This window comes from Antarcticirhabdus aurantiaca, assembly GCF_009765365.1.
Taxonomy (GTDB): domain Bacteria; phylum Pseudomonadota; class Alphaproteobacteria; order Rhizobiales; family Rhizobiaceae; genus Antarcticirhabdus; species Antarcticirhabdus aurantiaca.
The window spans coordinates 26,259-48,089 of record NZ_VTOM01000030.1 but is presented as its reverse complement, the minus strand read 5'-3'; the positions used below and the strand labels follow the sequence as shown (position 1 = coordinate 48,089).

At 69.5% G+C, this 21,831-nt stretch carries 19 protein-coding genes; 11 read left to right on the top strand and 8 right to left on the bottom strand.

Features of this window, described 5'->3' with window-relative positions:
• The first annotated feature begins 86 nt into the window (after positions 1 to 86).
• Complete coding sequence (locus FZN60_RS25670) at positions 87 to 875, top strand: DeoR/GlpR family DNA-binding transcription regulator (protein WP_158876698.1); 789 nt, start codon at positions 87 to 89, stop codon at positions 873 to 875.
• Positions 876 to 1,051: 176 nt separating this feature from the next.
• A complete protein-coding gene (gene glpK / locus FZN60_RS25665) occupies positions 1,052 to 2,542 on the top strand; it encodes a glycerol kinase GlpK (RefSeq protein WP_158876695.1) in 1,491 nt (496 codons plus the stop codon).
• 10 nt (positions 2,543 to 2,552) lie between these two features.
• Here the strand turns inward: glpK and FZN60_RS25660 are convergent, their stop codons facing one another.
• Complete coding sequence (locus FZN60_RS25660; RefSeq protein ID WP_158876692.1) at positions 2,553 to 3,689, bottom strand: LacI family DNA-binding transcriptional regulator; 1,137 nt, start codon at positions 3,687 to 3,689, stop codon at positions 2,553 to 2,555.
• A gap of 118 nt (positions 3,690 to 3,807) precedes the next feature.
• Here FZN60_RS25660 and FZN60_RS25655 point away from each other — a divergent pair, with 118 nt between their 5' ends.
• From FZN60_RS25655 to FZN60_RS25630, 6 genes are all read left to right on the top strand, one after another.
• Entirely contained in the window at positions 3,808 to 5,052 is a 1,245-nt protein-coding gene (locus FZN60_RS25655) for an ABC transporter substrate-binding protein (protein ID WP_246727201.1), read from the top strand.
• A 72-nt stretch (positions 5,053 to 5,124) separates the two neighbouring features.
• Positions 5,125 to 6,012 carry a carbohydrate ABC transporter permease gene (locus FZN60_RS25650; RefSeq protein ID WP_158876689.1) on the top strand — a complete coding sequence of 296 codons (888 nt, stop codon included), beginning with the start codon at positions 5,125 to 5,127 and terminating at the stop codon, positions 6,010 to 6,012.
• Complete coding sequence (locus FZN60_RS25645; protein WP_158876686.1) at positions 6,009 to 6,932, top strand: carbohydrate ABC transporter permease; 924 nt, start codon at positions 6,009 to 6,011, stop codon at positions 6,930 to 6,932. Before FZN60_RS25650 ends, FZN60_RS25645 begins: the two co-directional genes overlap by 4 nt.
• 188 nt (positions 6,933 to 7,120) lie before the next feature.
• Entirely contained in the window at positions 7,121 to 8,179 is a 1,059-nt protein-coding gene (locus tag FZN60_RS25640; RefSeq protein ID WP_246727199.1) for an ABC transporter ATP-binding protein, read from the top strand.
• A 226-nt stretch (positions 8,180 to 8,405) separates the two neighbouring features.
• The gene (locus FZN60_RS25635) at positions 8,406 to 9,170 is read left to right on the top strand and encodes a sugar phosphate isomerase/epimerase family protein (RefSeq protein WP_158876683.1); all 765 of its coding nucleotides are present in this window, start codon (positions 8,406 to 8,408) and stop codon (positions 9,168 to 9,170) included.
• Positions 9,171 to 9,173: 3 nt separating this feature from the next.
• A complete protein-coding gene (locus FZN60_RS25630) occupies positions 9,174 to 10,337 on the top strand; it encodes a Gfo/Idh/MocA family protein (RefSeq protein WP_158876680.1) in 1,164 nt (387 codons plus the stop codon).
• 24 nt (positions 10,338 to 10,361) lie between these two features.
• Here FZN60_RS25630 and rfbD read toward each other — a convergent pair whose 3' ends face one another.
• Genes rfbD through rfbC form a run of 3 tightly spaced genes read right to left on the bottom strand, consistent with a single transcriptional unit; the run spans position 10,362 to position 12,895 of the window.
• Positions 10,362 to 11,249: a dTDP-4-dehydrorhamnose reductase gene (gene rfbD / locus FZN60_RS25625; RefSeq protein ID WP_158876677.1), complete on the bottom strand. Its 888-nt coding sequence runs from the start codon at positions 11,247 to 11,249 to the stop codon at positions 10,362 to 10,364.
• Positions 11,250 to 11,255: 6 nt separating this feature from the next.
• Complete coding sequence (gene rfbB / locus FZN60_RS25620) at positions 11,256 to 12,323, bottom strand: dTDP-glucose 4,6-dehydratase (RefSeq protein WP_158876674.1); 1,068 nt, start codon at positions 12,321 to 12,323, stop codon at positions 11,256 to 11,258.
• The gene (gene rfbC, locus FZN60_RS25615; RefSeq protein ID WP_158876672.1) at positions 12,320 to 12,895 is read right to left on the bottom strand and encodes a dTDP-4-dehydrorhamnose 3,5-epimerase; all 576 of its coding nucleotides are present in this window, start codon (positions 12,893 to 12,895) and stop codon (positions 12,320 to 12,322) included. The genes rfbB and rfbC overlap by 4 nt, the downstream gene beginning before the upstream one ends.
• A 167-nt stretch (positions 12,896 to 13,062) precedes the next feature.
• Between rfbC and rfbA the strand changes: the two genes are divergently transcribed.
• Positions 13,063 to 13,938: a glucose-1-phosphate thymidylyltransferase RfbA gene (gene rfbA, locus FZN60_RS25610; RefSeq protein WP_255476117.1), complete on the top strand. Its 876-nt coding sequence runs from the start codon at positions 13,063 to 13,065 to the stop codon at positions 13,936 to 13,938.
• A 16-nt stretch (positions 13,939 to 13,954) separates the two neighbouring features.
• Here rfbA and FZN60_RS25605 read toward each other — a convergent pair whose 3' ends face one another.
• From FZN60_RS25605 to FZN60_RS25590, 4 genes are all read right to left on the bottom strand, one after another.
• The gene (locus FZN60_RS25605) at positions 13,955 to 15,745 is read right to left on the bottom strand and encodes a hypothetical protein (RefSeq protein ID WP_158876669.1); all 1,791 of its coding nucleotides are present in this window, start codon (positions 15,743 to 15,745) and stop codon (positions 13,955 to 13,957) included.
• Between the two features lie 137 nt (positions 15,746 to 15,882).
• Positions 15,883 to 16,194: a helix-turn-helix domain-containing protein gene (locus FZN60_RS25600; protein ID WP_422570113.1), complete on the bottom strand. Its 312-nt coding sequence runs from the start codon at positions 16,192 to 16,194 to the stop codon at positions 15,883 to 15,885.
• A 174-nt stretch (positions 16,195 to 16,368) separates the two neighbouring features.
• Positions 16,369 to 17,772, bottom strand: a complete 1,404-nt coding sequence (locus FZN60_RS25595) for an HlyD family type I secretion periplasmic adaptor subunit (RefSeq protein ID WP_158876666.1) — start codon at positions 17,770 to 17,772, stop codon at positions 16,369 to 16,371.
• 64 nt (positions 17,773 to 17,836) lie between these two features.
• Positions 17,837 to 19,582, bottom strand: coding sequence for a type I secretion system permease/ATPase (locus tag FZN60_RS25590; protein WP_158876663.1), 1,746 nt, complete (start codon positions 19,580 to 19,582; stop codon positions 17,837 to 17,839).
• A gap of 419 nt (positions 19,583 to 20,001) precedes the next feature.
• Here FZN60_RS25590 and gmd point away from each other — a divergent pair, with 419 nt between their 5' ends.
• Positions 20,002 to 20,976 carry a GDP-mannose 4,6-dehydratase gene (gene gmd, locus FZN60_RS25585; protein WP_158876660.1) on the top strand — a complete coding sequence of 325 codons (975 nt, stop codon included), beginning with the start codon at positions 20,002 to 20,004 and terminating at the stop codon, positions 20,974 to 20,976.
• Entirely contained in the window at positions 20,901 to 21,827 is a 927-nt protein-coding gene (locus FZN60_RS25580; protein ID WP_246727197.1) for an ABC transporter permease, read from the top strand. Before gmd ends, FZN60_RS25580 begins: the two co-directional genes overlap by 76 nt.
• Positions 21,828 to 21,831 lie beyond the last annotated feature (4 nt).

The window sequence follows — 21,831 nt, the reverse complement described above, 5'->3', positions numbered from 1 at the left end:
CGCGGTGGCCGTCGATCAACCCCTTGCCCTTGGCAGCCGGCTTCGCCACCCTGCGGGCGCGAAGCCGAAGAGAAAGACATCGAGCCATGCTGTCGGAGCGCCAGCGCGTCATCCTCGAAACCGCCCGGCGCCTCGGTCGCGTGGCCGTGGAGGACCTCGCCGAGGAGCACGGGGTCTCGCTCCAGACCATCCGCAAGGATCTCAACGACCTGTGCGCGGCGCGCCTCCTGTCCCGCACCCACGGCGGCGCGGTTCTCGGCTCGGGCGCGGAGAACGTCGGCTACGACGCGCGCCGCCTCATCGCGGCGGAGGCCAAGGCCGCGATCGGCCGGGCGGTCGCCGACCTCATCCCGGACGGCGCCTCGCTCTTCGTGAACATCGGCACGACCACCGAGGCCGTCGCGCAGGCGCTCCTGCGCCGCTCGGGCCTCATGGTCATCACCAACAACATCAACGTCGCCTCGCTGCTGCGCCCTTACCCGGAGATCGAGGTGGTGATCGCCGGCGGCGTCGTGCGCCGTGCGGACGGGGGGATCGTCGGCGAGGCGGCGGTGGACTTCATCCGCCAGTTCAAGGTCGACTTCGCCGTGATCGGCGCCTCGGCCATCGACGCCGACGGCTCGCTCCTCGACTACGACTATCGCGAGGTCCGCGTCGCCCAGGCGATCATCGAGAACGCCCGCCACGTGGTGCTCGCCGCCGACGCCTCGAAGTTCGACCGCTCGGCGCCCGTGCGCATCGCCCGGCTCGCGCAGGTCCACAGCTTCGTCACCGATCGTGCGCCCGAGCCGATCCGCGAGGCCTGCCGCGAGGCCGGCGTGCGCCTGATCGAGGCGAAGGGCGAGGCGGCCGGGGAGGCGCGAAGCGCGGCTTAATACCCTCCGCCCCTTCGCTTCTCTTTCGCCTCTTTTCTTTTTCGCGAAAAAGCGAAATCATCCCGACGGGACGCCGCCTCGGCGCGGCGGCCGGTGCTGGAAAGCGACGCCCGAGCGCGCCTATGGTTTCAGGGCGGGCCGCGCGCCGCGCGGCCGGTGGGAGGAGACAGATCGACATGGCCGGCTTCATCGTCGCGATCGACCAGGGCACGACATCGACGCGGGCGATCGTCTTCGACGAGACCTATCGCGTGCGCGGCGTCGGGCAGCAGGAGTTCCAGCAGCACTTCCCGCGCTCGGGCTGGGTGGAGCACGATCCCGAGGAGATCTGGACCTCCACGGTCCAGACGGTGCGCACCGCGCTCGCCGAGGCGCTGATCTCGGCCTCGGACGTCGCGGCGATCGGCATCACCAACCAGCGCGAGACGGCGGTCGTCTGGGACCGCGACACGGGCAAGCCGATCCACAACGCCGTCGTCTGGCAGGACCGGCGCACGGCCGAGACCTGCCGCCGCCTCCTCGACGACGGGCTGGAGGCGCTCCTGATCGAGAAGACCGGCCTCCTCGTCGATCCCTATTTTTCCGGCACCAAGGTCGCCTGGATCCTCGATCACGTGGAGGGCGCGCGCGCCCGAGCCGAGGCGGGACGTCTCGCCTTCGGCACGATCGACTCCTTTCTTCTCTGGCGCCTGACCGGCGGGCGCGTCCACGCCTGCGACGCGACGAACGCGGCGCGCACCCAGCTTTACGACATCGGAACGGGCGCCTGGGACGATGAATTATGCCGGCTTATCAAAGTGCCCATGGCGGTCCTGCCGGAGGTGCGCGACTGCGATGCCGACTTCGGCACGACCGATCCGTCGCTGTTCGGCGCGGCGATCCCGATCCTCGGCGTCGCCGGCGACCAGCACGCCGCCGTCATCGGCCAGGCCTGCTTCCGGCCGGGCATGGTGAAGTCGACCTATGGGACCGGCTGCTTCGCGCTCATCAACACGGGGGAGACGCGCGTCGCCTCCCGCTCGCGCCTCCTGACCACCCTCGCCTACCGCCTGTCGGGCAAGACGACCTACGCGCTGGAAGGCTCGATCTTCGTCGCCGGCGCCGCGGTGCAGTGGCTGCGCGACGGGCTCGGCCTCGTGTCGCGCGCCGACGAGACGGGGCCGCTCGCGGCCGAGGCCGACGAGGCGCAGGACGTCGTCATGGTGCCCGCCTTCACCGGCCTCGGCGCGCCCTGGTGGGATCCGGACGCGCGCGGCGCGATCTTCGGCCTCACCCGCCGCACCGGTCCGAAGGAGATGGCGCGCGCCGCGCTCGAGGCCGTCTGCTTCCAGACCCACGACCTCCTGTCGGCGATGAACCGCGACTGGGAGGGTGGCGAGCCGACGGTCCTGCGCGTCGACGGCGGCATGGTGGCGAGCGACTGGACCATGCAGCGCCTCGCCGACCTCCTGGACGCGCCGGTCGACCGGCCGGTGGTGCTGGAAACGACGGCGCTCGGCGCCGCCTGGCTCGCCGGTCACAAGGCGGGCGTCTGGCCGGACCAGGAGGGCTTCGCCGGCAGCTGGCGGCGCGAGTCCCGCTTCGAGCCGGCGATGCCGGCCGTCGAGCGCGGCCGCCGCCTGACCCTCTGGTCCGACGCCGTGCGGCGCACGCTGACGCGGAACTGAGCCTCCGGCCTCAGCGCCCCTCCGCCGGAGCCGGAACGCGCGCCCGCGCGCTCTTCCGCTTCGGCGCGGGCGCGGCCTGAGGCCTGGGCGCGGCGGCGCCCGCAGGGGCCGGCCCTGTCGAAGCGCGGAAGTCGAGCCGGCTCGGCAGGACGTGGTGGCTGAGCGGCGGCAGGCTCGGGGCCTCGATCGCCTCGATCAGGACGCGCGCGCCCAACCGCCCGAGCGCCTCGCGCGGCTGGCGGATGGTCGACAGGACCGGCTCGCAGAAATCGGCGAACTCGATGCCGTCGAAGCCGAGAACCGACACGTCGGACGGCACGCCGATCCCGGCGGCGCGTACCGCCTTCATGAAGCCGATGGCGATCTCGTCGGCCGAGGCGATCACCGCCGTCGGGCGCGGCGACAGGCCGAGAAAGGCTTGCGCGGTCAAGAGCCCGCCATCCGTCGAGAAGTCGCCGCTTTCCGCGCGGCGCAGCCGCAGGCCGGCTTGGCGCGGCTCCGCGAAGAAGGCGGACAGCGCCGCCCAGCGGACCCGTTCGTTGTAGTTGCTCGGCGGACCCGCGAGGTAGAGGAAGTCGGTATGCCCGAGCGCGGCCAGCCGCCGCGCGCCCTCGACGATGCACTCGGCCTCGTTCGTCAGGACGGTGTGCGTGCCCTCCGCCGCCGCGCAGAGCGAAACCAGCGGCAGGCCGGCATCGAGCATGGTGCGCCCCTCCGCGGCCACGACGATGCCCGACAGCATCACCGCGCCCTCGATAGTGCCGGAGAACATCATATCGACGAGCTGCCGGCTGCGATTGCCGCCGTCGCCGTCGAAATTGGCGAGAACCATGGCGTAGCCGGCCGCCGACAACTCGGCGTCGAGACCGCGCAGCACCTCGGCGAAGAAGGGCGCGCTCCAGCGTCGGCGCGTGACCACGAGAACCGTGCGGCTGCGCTTGACCCGCAGCTGGCGCGCCGCCGCATTCGGCGTGTAGCCGAGCTTGGCCACGGCCGCGCCGACGCGCTCGCGCAGCTCCTTGCTCACCTGGGCGGGATGAGCGAGGGCGCGGCTGACCGTCGCGGTGGAGACCCCCGCCTCCCGCGCCACGTCGCCGATGCGCGCGCCGCGCGCCGCGCCGTTCTGCTTGCCGCGAACCAAGTCCATGCTGCTCCGCACGATCGAATTCTGGTATCCCATACTTGTAATCGATTTCAGTGTCGATTAGGATCGTATTTGTAATCGATTACATCAGTTGATCGAGCCATCTCTGGGAGGAGATCACATGTTGAAGCTGATGCGGAGCGCCCTTGCCGGCGCCGCGATGACGTGCGCCTTCGTGTCCGGCGCCGGCGCGCAGGAGCCGCTGCGGGCCGAAGTCATGCACTGGTGGACCTCCGGCGGCGAGGCCGCGGCGGTCAAGGTCTTCGCCGACGCCTACACCAAGGCCGGCGGCACCTGGGTCGACAGCGCGGTGGCCGGCGGCCAGAACCTGCGCGCCGCCGCCATCAACCGCATCGTCGGCGGCAATCCGCCGACATCCTCGCAGTTCAACACCGGCCGCCAGTTCGACGACCTCGTCGGCCAGGGCCTCCTGATCGACCTCGACGCCGTAGCGAGCGAGAACAAGTGGTCGGACGCCATTCCCGGCCCGATCGTCGAGGCGGCCTCGCGCGACGGCAAGTTCTACGCCGTTCCCGTCAACATCCACGGCCAGAACTGGATGTTCTTCAACGCCGAAGCCTTCAAGAACGCCGGCATCGCCGAGGCGCCCAAGACCTTCGACGAATTCTTCGCCGCCATGGACAAGCTGAAGGCGGCCGGCCTCACGCCGATCGCCTGGGGCGGCCAGCCCTGGCAGGAAGCGCTCGTCTTCGACGCCGTGCTCCTCGGCCAGGGCGGCAAGGAGCTGTTCTTCAAAGTGTATCGCGACAAGGACGCCGAGGCGATCCAGTCCGACGACTTCAAGCGGGTGGCGGAAACCTTCCACCGCATGCGCGACTACGTCGATGCAGGCGCGCCGGGCCGCAACTGGAACGACGCGACCGCCATGGTGATCACCGGCAAGGCCGGCGTCCAGATCATGGGCGACTGGGCCAAGGGCGACTTCATCGCCGCCGGCATGACGCCGGGCGAACAGGCGGGCTGCGCGCTGGTTCCGGGCAACAACGGCTACGTCATGGGCGGCGACGTCTTCGTCTTCCCCAAGCTCGGCGACGCGCCGACGCAAGGGCAGGCGCTGCTCGCCAAGACCATGCTCGACCCGGAAGTCCAGATCGCCTTCAACAAGGTGAAGGGCTCGATCCCGGTGCGCACCGACGTCGACACCTCGTCGATGGACGCCTGCGCCCAGGAAGGCGCGGCGCTGGTGAAGGACGAGGCGAACCAAGTGCCGTCCGTCAACTTCCTGGTGTCGGCCGACACGGTCGGCGCCCTCCAGGACACGATCACCTCCTACTTCAACGACGCCTCGGCGACGCCGGAGGACTTCGCGGCGAACTTCGCCGACGTGATGAGCGCGGCCGACTGATCGCCCGCCGGGGCCGCCCGCATCGCGGCGGCCCCATTCCTTTCAGGCACCGTCAGCGCAGGGAGGCCGCCCATGGCGACCCGCATCCGGCGCTCGGCCGCACCGGTCGTGGCGCTCACCCCGAGCATCCTCATCGTCCTTCTCGCCTATGTCGGGACGATGCTCTGGACGATCTGGATCTCGTTCACGAGCTCCAGGCTCCTTCCCGTCAACAGCTTCGCCGGCTCGGCGCAGTACGAGCGCTTGTTCGGCGATCCGCGCTGGCTCCTGGCGGTGCAGAACCTGGCGCTGTTCGGCGTCCTGTTCATCGGCATCTGCCTCGTCCTCGGCTTCCTTCTCGCGGTCGCGATCGACCAGCGGGTGCGCGCCGAGGACAGTCTGCGCACCATCTTCCTGTATCCCCACGCGCTGTCCTTCATCGTCACCGGCCTCGTCTGGCAGTGGATGATGAATCCGACGCTCGGCATCCAGGAAAGCATCCAGGCGCTCGGCTGGACGAGCTTCCGCTTCGACTGGGTGGTCCGGCGCGACATGGCGATCTACGCCGTGGTCATCGCCGGCGTCTGGCAGTCGGCCGGCCTCGTGATGGCTCTGATGCTGGCGGGCCTGCGCGGCGTCGACGAGGAGCTGTGGAAGGCGGCGCGCGTCGACGGCATCCCGACATGGCGGGTCTACGTCTCGATCGTCCTGCCACTCCTCAAACCCATGATCGTCACCTCCGTCGTGCTCCTGTCGATCGCGGTGGTGAAGGTCTACGACCTCGTCGTGGCGCTGACCAACGGCGGCCCCGGCACGGCGACCGCGGTGCCCGCCAAGTTCGTGATGGACTACCTCTTCGAGCGCCAGAACATCGGGCTCGCCGCCAGCGCCTCGACGGTCATGCTGGTGACGGTGCTCTGCGTCCTCGCGCCCTGGCTCTACAGCGAATACTTCCGCAAGGCGAAAGGGAGCGCCGCATGAGCACCGTGACGCAGACCCTCGCCCCGGCCACCCTCGACCGGGCGGCCGCCCATCGCGGCCGGCGCCCGAGGAAGCTGACGGCCGGCCGGGTTGGGCTCTACGCCTTCCTGGCGCTCTCGGCGGCGTTCTTTCTCCTGCCGCTCTACATCATGGTCGTCACCTCCTTGAAGACCATGGACGAGATCCGGCTCGCCGAGATCTTCGCCTTTCCCGCCGCCCCGACCCTCGACGCCTGGGTCGCCGCCTGGTCGACGGCCTGCACCGGCCTCGACTGCTCGGGGATCCAGGTCGGCTTCCTGAACTCGGTGAAGATCCTCCTGCCCAGCCTCGTCCTGTCGATCGGGCTCGGCGCCGTCACCGGCTACGCGCTCTCGCTGTGGAAGATCCGGGGCGCCAACCTCCTCTTCGCCGTACTCCTGCTCGGCGCCTTCATCCCCTACCAGGTCTTCATCTATCCCCTGGTGCGGATGTTCTCGATGGTCGGCCTCTACGGCACGCTGCCGGGCATCGTCCTCGTCCACGTCATCTTCGGCCTGCCGATCATGACGCTGCTCTTCCGCAACTTCTATTCCAGCCTGCCGCCCGAGCTCTTCAAGGCGGCGCGCGTCGACGGCGGCGGCTTCTGGCAGATCTTCGTCCACGTTCTTCTGCCCATGTCGACGCCGATCCTGATCGTCGCGGCGATCCTCCAGGTCACGGGCATCTGGAACGACTTCATTCTCGGCCTCGTCTTCGCGGGCCGCGAGAACCTGCCGATGACGGTGCAGCTCAACAACATCGTCAACTCGGCCCAGGGCGAGAAGCTCTACAACGTCAACATGGCGGCCACGATCCTCACGGCCCTCGTGCCGCTTGCCGTCTACTTCCTGTCGGGCCGCTGGTTCGTGCGCGGCATCGCAGCCGGGAGCGTCAAGGGATGATGATGTCCGAGATCAAGAGCCGGGAGCAGGACCTTCTGGCGGAGGGCCGCCGAGGGATTGTGGCTGCCGGCGAGGCGCCGGGCACAGCCCATGCAGAGCATGGGCGAGTACCGGCAACGACGTCCGGCGGGTACAGGACCCGGCGGACCGACCCAGAAGGTCCTGCTCCCGGCTCGAGGCCTGCGAGCGTGTCCATCCGGGACCTCGACATCCGCTACGGCGCGCACAAGGCGCTGGACGACCTCGACCTCGAGGTCCGGCAGGGCGAGTTCCTCGTTCTTCTCGGGCCGTCGGGCTGCGGCAAGTCCACCCTCCTCAACGCCATCGCCGGCCTCCTCGACATTTCGGACGGCGAGATCTGGATCTCGGGCAAGAACGTCACCTGGGCCGAGCCCAAGGACCGCGGCATCGGCATGGTGTTCCAGTCCTACGCGCTCTATCCCCGGATGAGCGTCGAGGACAACCTGTCCTTCGGCCTCAAGATGGGTCGCACGCCCAAGGCCGAGATCGCGGCCCGCGTCGCCAAGGCCGCCAAGATGCTGCAGCTGGAGCCGCTCCTGAAGCGCCGGCCGGCCGAATTGTCCGGCGGCCAGCGCCAGCGCGTCGCCATCGGCCGGGCGCTGGTGCGCGAGGTCGACGTCTTCCTGTTCGACGAGCCCTTGTCGAACCTCGACGCGAAGCTCCGGGCGGAGCTGCGCGTCGAGATCAAGCGGCTCCACCAGGAGCTCGGCAACACCATGATCTACGTGACCCACGACCAGATCGAGGCGCTGACGCTCGCCGACCGCATCGCCGTCATGAAGGGCGGGATCATCCAGCAGCTCGGGCCGCCCGGCGAGGTCTACCGCCGCCCGGTCAACCGCTTCGTCGCCGGCTTCATCGGCTCGCCCGCGATGAACTTCCTGGAGGGCCGCGTCGAGAACGGCGCCTTTCGCGCCGGCGGCGAGACCATCTCCCTGGAGCGCTACGACTTCGCCGCCCCCGGCACGTCGGGACCGGCCAGCCTCGGCATCCGGCCCGAGCATATCCGCCTCGGAGAGGCCGCGCCCGGCACGGTGGCGCTGATCGGGCGCGTCGAGGTGGTCGAGCCGATGGGCGCCGACACGCTGGTCTGGACGAGCCTCGGCGGCCAGCCCCTCGCCATCCGCACGGACGGCGAGGCGACAGTCCGCCCCGGCGACGAGATCCGCTTCGCCGTGGATCCCGCCAAGGCCTCGCTCTTCGGCGAGGACGGCGAGCGGCTGTAGCAACACCGAAGCCGCGGCGATCTCGAAGGAGGCGCCCTCCCCCTCTCCCGTTCACGGGAGAGGGTCCCGCCGAAGGCGGGGGGTGAGGGTTTTTCCAGGGATCGCGGCAGCGGACCACCCCCTCATCCGCCCCTTCGGGGCACCTTCTCCCGTGAACGGGAGAAGGGGGCGCGGCGTCGCCGTGAGCGCCCCGTCCCGATCCCTTATCACCCCACGAGGCCTTCGCATGACCACCCTTTCCATGCAGCTCTATTCCGCCCGCAACTTCCCGCCCCTAGGCGATCGGCTGAAGAGCCTCGCCGCGCTCGGCTACACCGACGTCGAGCCGTTCCGCGGCCTCTACGACGACGTCGAGGGGCTGAAGGCCGGGCTCGAGGCCAACGACCTCACGGCGCGCAGCGGCCATTACAGTCTCGACCTCCTGGAAACCGAGTTCGAGCGCGCGATCGGAATCGCCCGCACCCTCGGCAGCGAGATCCTGGTCATCCCCTACCTGATGCCGGCCGACCGGCCGAACGACGTGGCCGGCTGGGAAGCCGTCGGCAATCGCGTCGCGGCGGCGGCCCGGCGCGTCAAGGCGGAAGGGCTGCGCTGCGCCTGGCACAATCACGACTTCGAGCTGCATGCCGTGCCGGGCGCCGACGGGCGCTGCCCGCTCGAATTCATCCTCGACGCCGATCCCGCCGTCGAGTGGGAAGCGGATCTCGCCTGGGTGGTACGCGGCAACGCCGATCCCGCCGCCTGGTTGAAGCGTTATTCCGGCCGCGTCTCGGCCCTCCACGTCAAGGACATCGCGCCGGCCGGCACGAAGAGCGACGAGGACGGCTGGGCCGACGTCGGCGAGGGTACCATGGACTGGGCGGCGCTGTTTGCCGCCGGCCGCCAGGCGGGCGCCGACCTCATGGTCGCCGAGCACGACAACCCGTCCGATTTCGAGCGCTTCGCCCGCACCACGATCGCGGCGATGCAGACCTATTCCAAGGGAGCCTGAACCATGGTCCAGCGCATCGGTCTCGTCGGCTGCGGCGTCATCTCCGACATCTATCTGCGCAACGCCGCGCTGTTCCGCGACATTCGCTTCACCGCCTGCGCCGACATGCGCCGCGATGCGGCGGAGCAGCGGGCGACGGAGTACGGCCTCCAGGCGCTGTCCCTCGACGAGCTCTACGCCTCGCCCGAGGTCGACATCGTCCTCAACCTCACCAATCCCGACGCCCACGCCGCCGTCGCCCTCAAGGCGCTCGACAGCGGCAAGCACGTCTACGGCGAGAAGCCGCTCGCGACCTCGCTGGAGGACGGGCGGCGCATCGTCGAGACGGCGCGGGGACGCGGCCTCCAGGTCGGCTCGGCCCCGGACACGATCCTCGGCCCCGGCCTCCAGACCTGCCGGCGCATGGTGGACGACGGCACGGTCGGGGAGGTCGTCTCGGGCGTCGCCACCATCATGTCGCGCGGCATGGAGCACTGGCACCCCGCCCCCGCCTTCTACTTCCGCCCCGGCGGCGGTCCGGTCCTCGACATGGGCCCCTATTATGTCGGCGCCCTCGTCACCCTTCTCGGCCCGGTCGCCAAGGTCACGGCGGCCGCGCGCGTCGGCCTCCCCGAGCGCACCGTCACCGCGCCCGGCCCGAACGTCGGCCAGCGCATCGCCGTGGAGGTGCCGACGACGGTGCATGCCGTCCTGACCTTCGCGGGCGGCGCGCAGGTGACGCTTCTCGCCAGCTGGGACGTGTGGAAGCACGCCCACTTGCCGATCGAGCTGCACGGCGTCTCGGCCTCGCTGCGCGTGCCGGACCCCAACTTCTTCGGCGGCCGGATCGAGCTGGCGAAGGACCGGGATGCCTGGGAGGCGACGGACACGTCCGGCCGCTTCTTCGGCAAGCCGACCTATCCCTTCGACAAGCCGGTTCACGCCAACTTCCGCGGCCTCGGCCTCGCCGAGATGGCGAACGCCATCGAGAACGGCCGTCAGGCGCGGGTGAACGGCGACTGGGCCTTCCACACGCTGGAGGTGATGCTGGCGATCCTGTGCTCGGCGCAGGAAGAGCGGACGGTGGCGATCGAATCGACCTGCGAGCGCCCGGCGGCGCTCTCGGACGCGGAGGCGCAGTCGCTTCTTGCCGACGGGCGGGCGGCCGAGCAGCGCCGCTCGGCCTGATCGGCCGCGGGCCGGCCGCTCGGTTCAGGCGGTCGGCCCGACCAGCCGGTCGAGGCAGCGCGACGCGCCGTTCCGCCAGTCCGGCGGAACGTGGCCGAAGGTGTCCCGGAACTTCTGCGTGTCGAGCCGCGAGTTGGCCGGGCGCTTGGCCGGCGTCGGATAGTCGCTCGTCGCGATCCGCTCGACGCGGGCCGAGGGTCCGCCGCGCAGCGCCGACTGGCGCAGGATCTCCTCGGCAAAGCCCGCCCAGTCCGTCTCGCCTTCGGCCACGAGATGGAAGACGCCGGCCAAGCGCTTATCGCCGGGGTTCGCCAGGATCAGCCGCGCCGCGGCGAAGATGCCGGCCGCGATGTCGGGCGCGTAGGTCGGCGTGCCCCGCTGGTCGGCAACGACCCGCAGCACGTCGCGCTCGGCCGCGAGGCGCAGCATGGTGCGGGCGAAGTTGTGTCCGAAGGGGCTGTAGACCCAGGCCGTGCGGAAGACGGCCGCTTGCGGGTTGGCGGCGAGCACCGCCGCCTCGCCCTCCAGCTTGGAGCGCCCGTAGACGCCCTGCGGACCGGTCGGATCGTCCTCGCGGTATGCCCCCGCCGCATCGCCGGAGAACACGTAGTCGGTGGAGAGGTGGATCACCGGCAGGCCTGCCTCTGCCGCGGCCGCAGCGACGTTGCCCGCCCCGTCGCGGTTCGCCGCGAAGGCCGCTTCCGGCTCGCTCTCGGCCTTGTCCACCGCCGTGTAGGCGCCGGCCGAGACGACGAGGTCCGGCCGATGCGCCGCAATCGTCCGCGCGACGCTGTCCCGGTCGGTGATGTCCAGCTCGGGCCGCCCGAGCGCGACCACCGAGATGTCGCCCCCGGCCGCTTCGGCGAGCGACTGGGCGACCTGTCCGCTGCGTCCCGTCACGAGAAGCCGCATGGCCTGTCAGACCTTCGCGCTCGACGCGCCGAGGCGCGTGCCGGCATAGCGCTCGGCCCGGATCGGCCGCCACCAGGCTTCGTTGTCGAGGTACCAGCGCACCGTCTTCTCCAGCCCCGTCTCGAAGGTTTCGCGCGCCCGCCAGCCGAGCTCGGTCTCGATGCGGCCGGCATCGATCGCGTAGCGCAGGTCGTGCCCCGGCCGGTCGGTGACGAACGAGATCAGCGCGCGCCGCGAGCCGCCGCCCTCCCCCGGCGCGAAGCGGTCGAGCGCGTCGCAGATCGCCTCGACGACGGCCAGGTTCGAGCGCTCGTTGCGCCCGCCGATGTTGTAGGAGCGCCCCGGCTCACCTCGCGTCGCGACGAGTTCCAGCGCGCGGGCATGGTCGTCGACATAGAGCCAGTCGCGCACGTTCTCGCCGCGCCCGTAGACCGGCAGCGGCTTCCTCTCCAGCCCGTTGAGGATCATCAGGGGGATGAGCTTTTCGGGAAAGTGGTAGGGGCCGTAATTGTTGGAGCAGTTGGAAAGCACCACCGGCAGGCCGTAGGTGTGGTGCCAGGCCATGACGAGGTGGTCGGAGGCCGCCTTGGACGCGGAATAAGGCGAGGAAGGCGCGTATGGCGTGTCCTCCGTGAAGAGCCCGCCCTCCAGCGGCAGGTCGCCATAGACCTCGTCGGTCGAGACGTGGTGGAAGCGAAAGGCCTCGCGCCGGCCCGCGGGCAAGCTCGACCAGTAGCCGCGCACGGCCTCCAAAAGCTCGTAGGTGCCGACGATGTTGGTCTGGATGAACGCGCCCGGTCCGTCGATCGAGCGGTCGACGTGGCTCTCGGCGGCAAGATGCATGACGACGTCGGGCGCTTCCGCGTCGAGGAGCGCCCGCACCATGGCGCGATCGCAGATGTCGCCCTTCACGAAGCGGTAGCGCGGATCGGCCTCGATGGCGGCGAGCGAGGTCAGGCTCGCCGCGTAGGTCAGCTTGTCCAGGTTGACGACGGAATGGTCCGTCTCGCCGATCAGGTGGCGGCAGACGGCCGAGCCGATGAAGCCGGCGCCGCCCGTTACGAGGATTTTCACGAGGCGGCTCCCGAATAGATAAAGGGCGGATCGGCTTCCGCGAGGCTCGGCGCATCCGTGTCCTTGGCCGAGAGCACGGGCTGGTGCCCCTCCAGCGGCCAGGGGATACGAAGCGCGGGATCGTCGAAGCGGATCGAGCGGTCATGTGCGCCGGAATAGGGCGCGGAGACCTTGTAGAAGACGACCGTCTTCGGCTCCAGCGTCAGGAAGCCGTGCGCGAAGCCGACCGGCACGAGGATCTGGTTGAAGCGATCGGCCGAGAGTTCCAGGCTCGCGAAGCGCCCGAAGGTGGGCGAGCCGCGCCGCATGTCCACCGCGACGTCGAGGATGCGCCCCGACAGCACCCGCACCAGCTTGGCCTGCGCGAAGGGCGGCTCCTGGTAGTGGAGGCCGCGCAGCGTGAAGGCTTCCGCCGAGAAGGACTGGTTGTCCTGCACCCAGTCGATCGCGATCCCCGCCTTCGCCATCCGCTCGCGGTTGAACGTTTCGGCGAAGAAGCCGCGATCGTCGCCGAAGCGCCGCGGCGTCAGCTCCAGAACCTCGGGGATCTCCAGTCGTTTCACGTCGAGCATCGAGGATCCTTCTACCTGCCGTCGGACGTGATGGGCGCCGGCTCAGGCCCCTCCATAGCCGAGCCCGCTTTGCGGGAAAACATTCTCGCGCCTCGTGCTGGCACCGCCGCGGCGCCGGGGATACGAGGTCAGGATGCAGTCGCGACCGGAAGGGGAGAGCGCGCCCGGTGAGAAAAGGCATCATCCTGGCAGGTGGCAGCGGAACGCGGCTGCATCCGATGACGATCGGCTGCTCGAAGCAGCTCCTGCCGGTCTACGACAAGCCGATGATCTACTACCCCTTGAGCACGCTGATGTTCGCGGGCGTTCGCGATATCCTGATCATCTCCACGCCCCACGACCTGCCCCAGTTTCGGACCCTGCTGGGAACGGGCGAGCGCTGGGGCCTCTCGCTCAGCTATGCGGAACAGCCGAGGCCCGACGGGCTCGCCCAGGCCCTGACGATCGGCGAAGCGTTTCTGGATGGCGCGCCGTGCGTCCTGATCCTGGGCGACAATCTCTTCTACGGGCACGGGCTGCCCGACCTCCTGTTGAGAGCCGGCAGCCGCGAGAGCGGCGCGACGGTCTTCGCCTACCATGTCCGGGATCCCGAACGGTACGGCGTCGTGTCCTTCGACCGGGAGGGCCGGGCCGTCGAGATCGTCGAGAAGCCGAAGCAGCCGGTCTCCAACTGGGCCGTGACCGGCCTCTACTTCTACGACGAGCGCGCCCCGCAGATCGCCCGGGGCCTCAAGCCCTCGGCCCGCGGGGAGTACGAGATCACGGACCTCAACAAGCATTATCTCGGTGAGGGGCGCCTCGGCGTCGAGACCATGGGTCGCGGCTTCGCCTGGCTCGATACGGGCACGCCGGACTCGCTCCTGCAAGCGGGCGAATTCGTGCGCACGCTGGAGCATCGGCAGGGCTTCAAGATCGCCTGTCCCGAGGAGATCGCCTTCAACCTCGGCCTGATCGACGCAGCTCAGCTGGCCCGCCTCGGCCAGGAACTCGGCAAGAGCCAGTACGGGCTCTACCTGCAGGCGCTCGCTCGCGAGGGCGTCTGAGCCCGCGCCGCGCCCGTCAGCCGGCGTGGGGTGACGGTCCTTCGGCGGCCAGGGCGACCGGATCGAGGAGCACGCCGACGAGGCGCAGCTGACCGTGATCCGCATCGCCGAAGACGATATCGTTGCCGTCGCGCGCGAAGCTGTTGAAGAAGGTGGCAGCCGTCACCTGGTCGGCAAAGGTCAGGATGTCCTCGAACAGAACGAAGCCTTCGACGGACATGTTCTGACCGGCCTCGTAGAGGAGAATGTCCACCTTGCCGCGGACGAAGTCGGGCACGAAGGAGCCTCCGCCGGCGTCGGCGTGATCGGGCAAGAGCGGAGGAAGAGCGCTCCCCTTGCCGTGATCGTCGAGCGCCGGAATCGCGGTCTTGCCGCCGCTGGTGAGATCGACGCCGCCGGCGGCCGGCGGTCCATCCACTGCCTTGCCGGTATCGGCGGGCGCTTTGGGCGACGCCTGAGCGAGCGAGGCGGTGTGAAAGGCTTCGGTGCTCTTGGCGAGGCGGGAGACCACGAGATCGAGGTCGAGGGTCGTGGCCACGACCACGGCCGCGGCTTCGGCGCGGATCGCAGGAGCCGGCACAGCAGAAGTCGGCGCGGCGGATTCCGGAGGACCGGCCGGCGGGGCGGTGGGCTGATCGGACGGGGCGTGCGCCGCCGGGGCCGCCGTCATGCCCCCGAGATTCGTGCCCGCACTTGCCTCGGCCGCCTTGTCGAGGTGCGGCGCGGCGGCAGGGCTTGCGCCGGGTTTCCCGATCGGAGCGGGCGCCAATTCGCCCTCGGGCGCGTGAGCCGCCGGCACCGTCGCCTGAGGCGCGAGCGTCAGCGGATGGAGCGGAACGTCGACCTTCGCGCTGGCGGCATTGGCGCTCTGCACGGACTCGAGAGAGCCGCCGGCAAGAGCCGACGAAGCATCATGCAGGCCGGAAGGCGCGTCTCGATGGTCGCTCATGGGAAGCGCGGACACGATTTCGTTCGAAACGGCGGCGTCGAAATCGTCCTCGCGGACGCTGGCCTGTTCCTGGGCGAAGATGCGCAGGAGCTCGGCCGCGAACAGGCCGACGGACAGGGTGGTGCTGAGCACGCTGGCCGGCGCGTCGGCCAGAAACCCGGCATGCGACGCGGGAGCGGCGCTCTGCGTCGGCGCGACGGATCCGCTCGGCCCGTCCTTCTGGAGGCGCCGGGTGAGCGGGCCATCGCCCTCGTCGGTGGACGCCTCGCTCGCGGCGAGGCCGGCGTGCTGCGGGGTCTTCTCGGCCGGATCGGAGAGGCCCTGGGCCGGGATGCGCCCGCTCGTGCCTTCGATCACGACGCCGAAGGCGCCGTCCGAGCCGTGGTGCCCGCCATGCGTCTCGGCAGCCTCGGCACGACCGTGCTCCAGAAGATCGACGAGCATGAGCGCCGCCGCGACGAAAGCGGTCAGGAAGGCGCTGGGATGAAGGACCACGTTGGAGGACCGGCGGAGCTGCGCGCCGAGCGCCACCGGCGCGTCGTCCAGCATGCGGTCGGACACGTCGCGGAAGCTCGAGCCGACATAGGTGCCGCCCGTCACGCAGTTGATGACGTGGATCTCGGTGCCGAGCCGGGCGATGTGGACGACGACGTTGTCCGTGCCGGACTGGCAGTAGACGAACCAGGGATCGCCTTCGTCACTGACGCCGCCCTCCACCTCGACCGACAGGCCGGCGGCGCAGAGACGGTCGCGCACGCGGTAGAGTTCGGCGAGGTCCTGGTTCTGCCACGGCATCTTGGACGGGAGAGGAGCCGCGTTGGGCTTGCGCCGTCCGAAGGAAAGGATTGCTGCCGTCACCGTGCCGATCCGATGTTGCCGCCTGCCTCAGCCGCGCCCGTGGGGCGCGACGCCGATCTCGGGGCCGGAGCGGCGGGCGATCCGCCGGGCCGGACCGCTCGCGAACGGCCTCGTGCCATCCGCCAGCGGTTGTTCCGTCATGCCTTGCGCTCGTCGCCGAACAGGATCTGATAGGTCGTCGGCTCGTAATAGGCCATGATGTTGCGCACGAAGTCGCGCGCGTCCATGTCGAGGGCGTCGGCCCAGACGCTGTAGCGCTCGGACGGGATGCGGCCTCGGCCGGCCTCGATCTGCGAGACGAAGGTGTAGTAGCCGACCTCGACGCGCTCGGCCAGCTCGCGCTGGGACAGGCCCGCCGCCTCGCGGCGCTGCTTCAACCAAGCGCCTCCCTCCTTGCGGAGGCGCTGGCGCGCCATGTCCTCGACCGGAACCGTTTGCGTCGTCATCATCTGGAACCCTTGCCAGCCCATTGGCCGGGCCGTAGGCGACCTGGACCGAAGCCACGTCGCCGCTCCCCGGAACTTAAGACAAAAATCCGGAAGATTCCAGGGACGCCGCGTCCGGTTTGAGGTCGGCGGCCGCGAAAATCAAGGGCCGTTCCAGCCTCGAACCGTCAGTCCGGCTCATTGCTCCTTCATGCCGCGGTTGATCTGGTCGGTCAGCGGCTTGGTCAGGTAGTTCATCAGCGTGCGCTCGCCCGTCTGGATCAGCGCCTCGGCGGGCATGCCGGCCTGGAGCTGCCGCCCCTTGAGCTTGGCCATCTCCTCGGGCGGCGTTTCGATCTGGACGCGGAAGTAAGGCGCGCGGTTGTTCTGCTCGATGCGGTCGCCCGAGCGCGACACGACCTTGCCCATGATCACCGGCGTCGTGCGCAGGTCGAGGGCGGAGAAGCGCACCTCGGCCACCTGGCCGATGTTGACGCTGTCGATGTCGAGCGGCGAGACCTGCGCCTCGACGAGGAAGTCGCCGTCCTTGGGCGCGATCTCCATCAGGACCTCGCCCGGCGCGATGACGCCGCCGATGGTGGTGACCACGAGGTTCTGCACCGTGCCGCTCTGGGACGCGCGGATGTCCAGGCGCTTGGCCACGTCGCTGGCCACGAAGAGCTGCTGCTGGAGGTCGGCCGCCTTGGACTCGGCCGTGCGCAGCTGCGCGACGACGTCCTCGCGGAACTGCTGGCGCGTCTGGATGATCTGCATCTCGGCTTCGGAGATCTGCTGCTGCGATCGGCCGATCTGGGCGGAGATCTCGCCGATCTCGCCGTCGAGCTGGGCGGCCGCGCGCTGGAGCTCGAGGACGCGCGACTTGTTGGTCAGGCCCTTGCGCAGGAGGCTGTCGAGGGCGCCGAGCTCCTCGCGGATCAGGCTCACCTGCTGCTCCTTCGAGGTCTTCTGCGCGCCGAGGCCGTCGATGGTCTGGTGGAGCTGGCCGATCTTCTGGTTGAGAAGGTCGACGGTGCCCACCAGCGTCTTCTGGCGCTCGTCGAATTCCTGGCGCTGACCGGCCAGGATCTCCCCGACCTTGGGATCGGTGGTGCGATCGAGAAGCGCTGCGGGGAACTCGATCGCGTCCGCGCCGCTCTGCTCGGCGCTCAAACGCGCCTCGAGCGCGAGCTGGGTGTCGAGCTGGGTGCGCAGGCGCGTCACCGTGGCGTTGGCCTGCGTCTCGTCGAGCGTGATGAGGAGATCGCCCGCCTTCACCTCCTGGCCTTCCAGCACGTGGAGGGCCTTCACGATGCCGCCTTCCAGATGCTGGACGGCCCGGCGCTTGCCGGCGACGATCACCGTGCCCGGCGCCGCCACCGCCCCGGCCAGGGGTGCGGTCGAGGCCCAGACGCCGGCGCCGAAGAAGGTGACGAGGATGATCACCAGGCCGAAGGTGATAGGGCCGCGCGCCGAAACCGGCGCCTTGACGACCTCCACGTCCTTGACCTCCTCGCCGCCCGATTGAACGGGGCGCGCCACGGCGGTCGGCAACAGCTTGGCGAGGGAGCGGGAGGATGAGCCCTCGGCGGTCTCGTCGGTCATGGTTCCTGCCTTTGTTCGTCTCGTCCAGCCGGCGCGCCGGCTCGCAGCAAGGCCGGTGTCGGCCTCAGCCGCTCGCCCGCGTCATGTGCGTCACCTGCCCCATCGGCTGAGCCGAATTGGCCACGGCCGCGGCGGGGGCCGCCGCGCCGGAGCCGGTGCCCGCGTTCAGGCGGGCCATCACGTCGCGCGTCGGCCCGTACATGGTGAGCGTGCCGCCGGTGAAGACGGCGAGCTTGTCGACCTCGTTGAGAAGCGAGGCGCGATGGCTGATCACGAGCACCGTGCGCCCTTCGGCCTTGGCCGTGCGCAGCGCCTGGGCGAGCGCGGCCTCACCGTTGCTGTCGAGGCTGGAGTTCGGCTCGTCGAGGATCACGATCTTCGGATCGCCGTAGAGCGCGCGCGCCAGGCCGATGCGCTGGCGCTGGCCACCGGACAGCGCCCGACCGCCCTCGCCGATCCGGGTGTTGTAGCCGTCCGGCAGCTGCAGGATCATCTCGTGGACCCCCGCCTTGCGGGCGGCGGCGACGACCTGCTCGGCGTCGATCTCGGAAAAGCGGGCGATGTTCTCGGCGATCGTCCCGGCAAAGAGCTCGACGTCCTGCGGCAGGTAGCCGATGTGGGGGCCGAGAAGCTCGGCGTGCCAGTTGTCGATGTCCGCGCCGTCGAGGCGAACATGGCCCGACAGCGGCGGCCAGACGCCGGTGAGGGCGCGCGCGAAGGTCGACTTGCCGGCGCCCGAGGGGCCGATCACGCCGATCACCTCGCCCGGCTGGATCTGCATGCTGACGCTCTTCAGCGTCGCGATGCGCGAGCCGGGAGGAGCGACGACGAGCTGCTCGAGGCTGATCGCGCCGGTGGGCGCGGGCAGGCGCATGCGCTCCGGCTCGGCCTCGGTGGAGGCGAACATCTTGCCCAGGCGGTCATAGGCCGAACGTGCGGCGACGAAGCCCTTCCACTGCGCGACGGCCCCTTCCACCGGCGCGAGGGCGCGGCCCATCATGATGGAGGAGGCGATCATCGCGCCGGGCGAAACCTCCGACTCCAGGACGAGCCAGGCGCCGACGCCCAGGATCGCGGTCTGGAGCACGGTGCGGGTGAACTTCGACATGGCCAGGATCGTGCCGGCGCGGTCGCTCGCCCGGGCCTGGAGCCCGAGGGCGCGGTCGTGGAGGTCGTTCCAGCGCCGGCTGATCGCCCCCATCATGCCGAGCGCGTGGACGATCTCGGCGTTGCGCAGCGTCGTCGAAACGTACTGGTTGGCACCGATCGAGGCGGTGGAGGCTTCCTTCAGGTGGCGGCGGGTGGCGAGCTCGTTGGCGAGCGCAAGCGCGAAGATCGCGATCGCACCGATCAGCGCGACGACGCCGATCCAGAAGTGGATCATGAAGCAGACGGCCAGGAAGATCGGCATCCAGGGCGCGTCGCAGAAGGTGATGATGCCGCCGCCGGTGAGGAACTCGCGCAGCGTGTCGAGGTCGCGGATCGGCTGCGAGTAGCCGCCGCCCGGCGCGCGCAGATGGCCGCGGAAGGACGTCTTGAAGACGCTCTCGCCGATGAACTTGTCGAAGCGCGCGCCGGTCCGCACCAGGACGCGCGAGCGGATCGACTCCAGCACCGCGTAGACCACGAGCAGCGCCACGGCCAGGATCGTCACCATGACCAGGGTGACTTCGTTGCGGCTCGCCAGGACCCGGTCATAGACCTGGATCATGTAGAGCGGGCTGACGAACATCAGGAGGTTGATGAAGAAGCTGAACAGGACGACGAAGAGGAAATTGCTCTTGCAGACCGCGAAAGCCCTGCGCAGCATGGGCTGCTTTTGCGCCTCGGATGACACTGCTATCCCCTCGTCCTGGCAGTCGGAAGTGCTGTCGACATCGTCACTATGGACTCAAGTTCTTGAGCGAAGACGAAGACCGGCGCCTGCGCCGCGGAACGCCCTGCGCATGCAGGCCATCCGACGCGCCCACCTCCGCGACGTTCAACCGCTTGCGCTTAGCACGATCCGGCCACCTGCAGGAAGGGAGGGCGGCTAAGCTCTTGCTTGATCGGGGCATCCCCGATGCTCGGCCGCCTCGCCCGGCCGGTCTCCCAAAAGCCTTCTTCGTGTCGGAATCAAGGCCCCGTCCGCGGCCGCCGGGCGCCCCGCGCGGCGCCGAGCCGTTGACGCGCCGGACCGTTCTGAGTAGGTCGGCGCCGGTCTCCAACGTTTAACGCAAGGTCGCGACAATGGCGAAAACAGCGCTCATCACGGGCATTACCGGCCAGGACGGCGCCTATCTCGCCCAGCTTCTTCTGTCGAAGAACTATTCGGTTCACGGCCTTCTGCGTCGCAGCGCCTCGGCGGACGTCATCGGCGCGCGCCTCAACTTCCTCGGCATCCTCGGCGACGTCGAGATGCACGACGCCAACCTGACCGACATCACCTCGATCATCCGCGTCATCCAGACCGTCAAGCCGGACGAGATCTACAATCTCGGTGCCCAGTCCTTCGTCAAGACGTCCTGGCAGCAGCCGGTGCTGACGGGTTCGGTGTCGGGCCTTGGCGCTGTCAACGTCCTCGAGGCGATCCGCCTCCTGTCGCCGCAGACCCGCTTCTACCAGGCCTCGACCTCCGAGATGTACGGCCTCATCCAGGAGCCGCGCCAGTCCGAGACGACGCCCTTCTACCCCCGCAGCCCCTACGCCGCGGCCAAGCTCTACGCGCACTGGATGACGGTGAACTACCGCGAAAGCTTCGGTCTCCACGCGTCGTCGGGCATCCTCTTCAACCACGAGAGCCCGCTGCGCGGCATCGAGTTCGTCACGCGCAAGATCACGGACGGCGTCGCGCGCATCAAGCTCGGCCTTGCCGACCACATCTCGCTCGGCAACCTCGACGCCAAGCGCGACTGGGGCCATGCCCGCGACTACGTCGAGGCCATGTGGCTGATGCTCCAGCAGGACACGCCCGACGACTACGTCGTGGCGACCGGCCGCACGACCTCGGTGCGCGACTTCTGCGACCTCGCCTTCGCCCATGTCGGCCTCAAGGCGGCCGACCACGTGCGCGTCGACGAGCGCTTCATGCGCCCCGCCGAAGTCGACGTCCTTCTCGGCAATCCGGACAAGGCCAAGGCCAAGCTCGGATGGCAGGCGACGACGACGCTGGAACAGCTCGTCGCCGAGATGGTCGAGGCCGACCTCAAGCGCCTGTCGCGCTGAGCCGGCCGCGAAGGAGAGCCGTCCTGTCCACGATCCTCCATCACGACGCCAGCACCTATCGGCGCGCGCCGGTCCGCTCGACGCTCGCCGACCTCGCCGACGGCTTCGGGCGCGTGGACCTGTGGAGCACGATGGGCTGGCTCGACATGCGCCAGCGCTACCGGCGCTCGATCTTCGGGCCGTTCTGGATCACGCTCTCGCTGGCCGCCTTCGTGGCGGGCCTTGGCGTCACCTACGGGGCGCTGTTCGGCATGCCGCTTGCCGAATATCTACCCTATCTGTGCATCGGCATCGTCGTCTGGACCCTGCTGTCGGGCTTCATCCTGGAGGGCTGCGGCACCTTCACGGGGGCCGAGGCGATGATCAAGCAGATGCCGGCCCCCCTCAGCCTCCACGCCATCCGCCTGGTCTGGCGCTCGGTGGTGACCTTCCTCCACAACGCCGTCATCGTCGTCATCACGCTCCTGATCTTCCAGATCAATCCGGGTTGGGCGGGGCTTCTCGTCATTCCCGGCCTCGCGCTGATCCTCGTCAACGGCCTGTCGCTGGCGCTGTTCTTCGGGACGCTGAGCGCACGCTTCCGGGACATCCCGCCGCTGATGGCCAACGTCACGCAGACGCTGTTCTTCGTGACGCCCGTCATCTGGCACGTCGAGAACCTCAAGCAGCGCCGTTTCATCGCCGAGTGGAACCCGCTCTACCACCTCATCGAGGTCGTGCGCGGGCCGCTTCTGGGCCATGCGCCCTCGGTGACCAACTGGAGCGTCGCGCTCGCCTTCACGCTGGCGACGGGCCTCGTCGCCTTCTTCTTCTACGCCCGCTTCCGCTGGCGCATCCCCTACTGGGTCTGAGCCC

Bases quoted from the DNA above. Each gene is read 5' to 3' on its own strand.
- rfbD (WP_158876677.1), bottom strand. From the start codon at position 11,249: ATGCGGCTTCTCGTGACGGGACGCAGCGGACAGGTCGCCCAGTCGCTC.
- FZN60_RS25630 (WP_158876680.1), top strand. From the start codon at position 9,174: ATGGTCCAGCGCATCGGTCTCGTCGGCTGCGGCGTCATCTCCGACATC.
- FZN60_RS25590 (WP_158876663.1), bottom strand. From the start codon at position 19,582: ATGCTGCGCAGGGCTTTCGCGGTCTGCAAGAGCAATTTCCTCTTCGTC.
- glpK (WP_158876695.1), top strand. From the start codon at position 1,052: ATGGCCGGCTTCATCGTCGCGATCGACCAGGGCACGACATCGACGCGG.
- FZN60_RS25600 (WP_422570113.1), bottom strand. From the start codon at position 16,194: ATGATGACGACGCAAACGGTTCCGGTCGAGGACATGGCGCGCCAGCGC.
- gmd (WP_158876660.1), top strand. From the start codon at position 20,002: ATGGCGAAAACAGCGCTCATCACGGGCATTACCGGCCAGGACGGCGCC.
- FZN60_RS25660 (WP_158876692.1), bottom strand. From the start codon at position 3,689: ATGGACTTGGTTCGCGGCAAGCAGAACGGCGCGGCGCGCGGCGCGCGC.
- FZN60_RS25645 (WP_158876686.1), top strand. From the start codon at position 6,009: ATGAGCACCGTGACGCAGACCCTCGCCCCGGCCACCCTCGACCGGGCG.
- FZN60_RS25655 (WP_246727201.1), top strand. From the start codon at position 3,808: ATGTTGAAGCTGATGCGGAGCGCCCTTGCCGGCGCCGCGATGACGTGC.
- FZN60_RS25580 (WP_246727197.1), top strand. From the start codon at position 20,901: ATGGCAGGCGACGACGACGCTGGAACAGCTCGTCGCCGAGATGGTCGA.
- FZN60_RS25650 (WP_158876689.1), top strand. From the start codon at position 5,125: ATGGCGACCCGCATCCGGCGCTCGGCCGCACCGGTCGTGGCGCTCACC.
- rfbC (WP_158876672.1), bottom strand. From the start codon at position 12,895: ATGCTCGACGTGAAACGACTGGAGATCCCCGAGGTTCTGGAGCTGACG.
- FZN60_RS25595 (WP_158876666.1), bottom strand. From the start codon at position 17,772: ATGACCGACGAGACCGCCGAGGGCTCATCCTCCCGCTCCCTCGCCAAG.
- FZN60_RS25635 (WP_158876683.1), top strand. From the start codon at position 8,406: ATGACCACCCTTTCCATGCAGCTCTATTCCGCCCGCAACTTCCCGCCC.
- FZN60_RS25670 (WP_158876698.1), top strand. From the start codon at position 87: ATGCTGTCGGAGCGCCAGCGCGTCATCCTCGAAACCGCCCGGCGCCTC.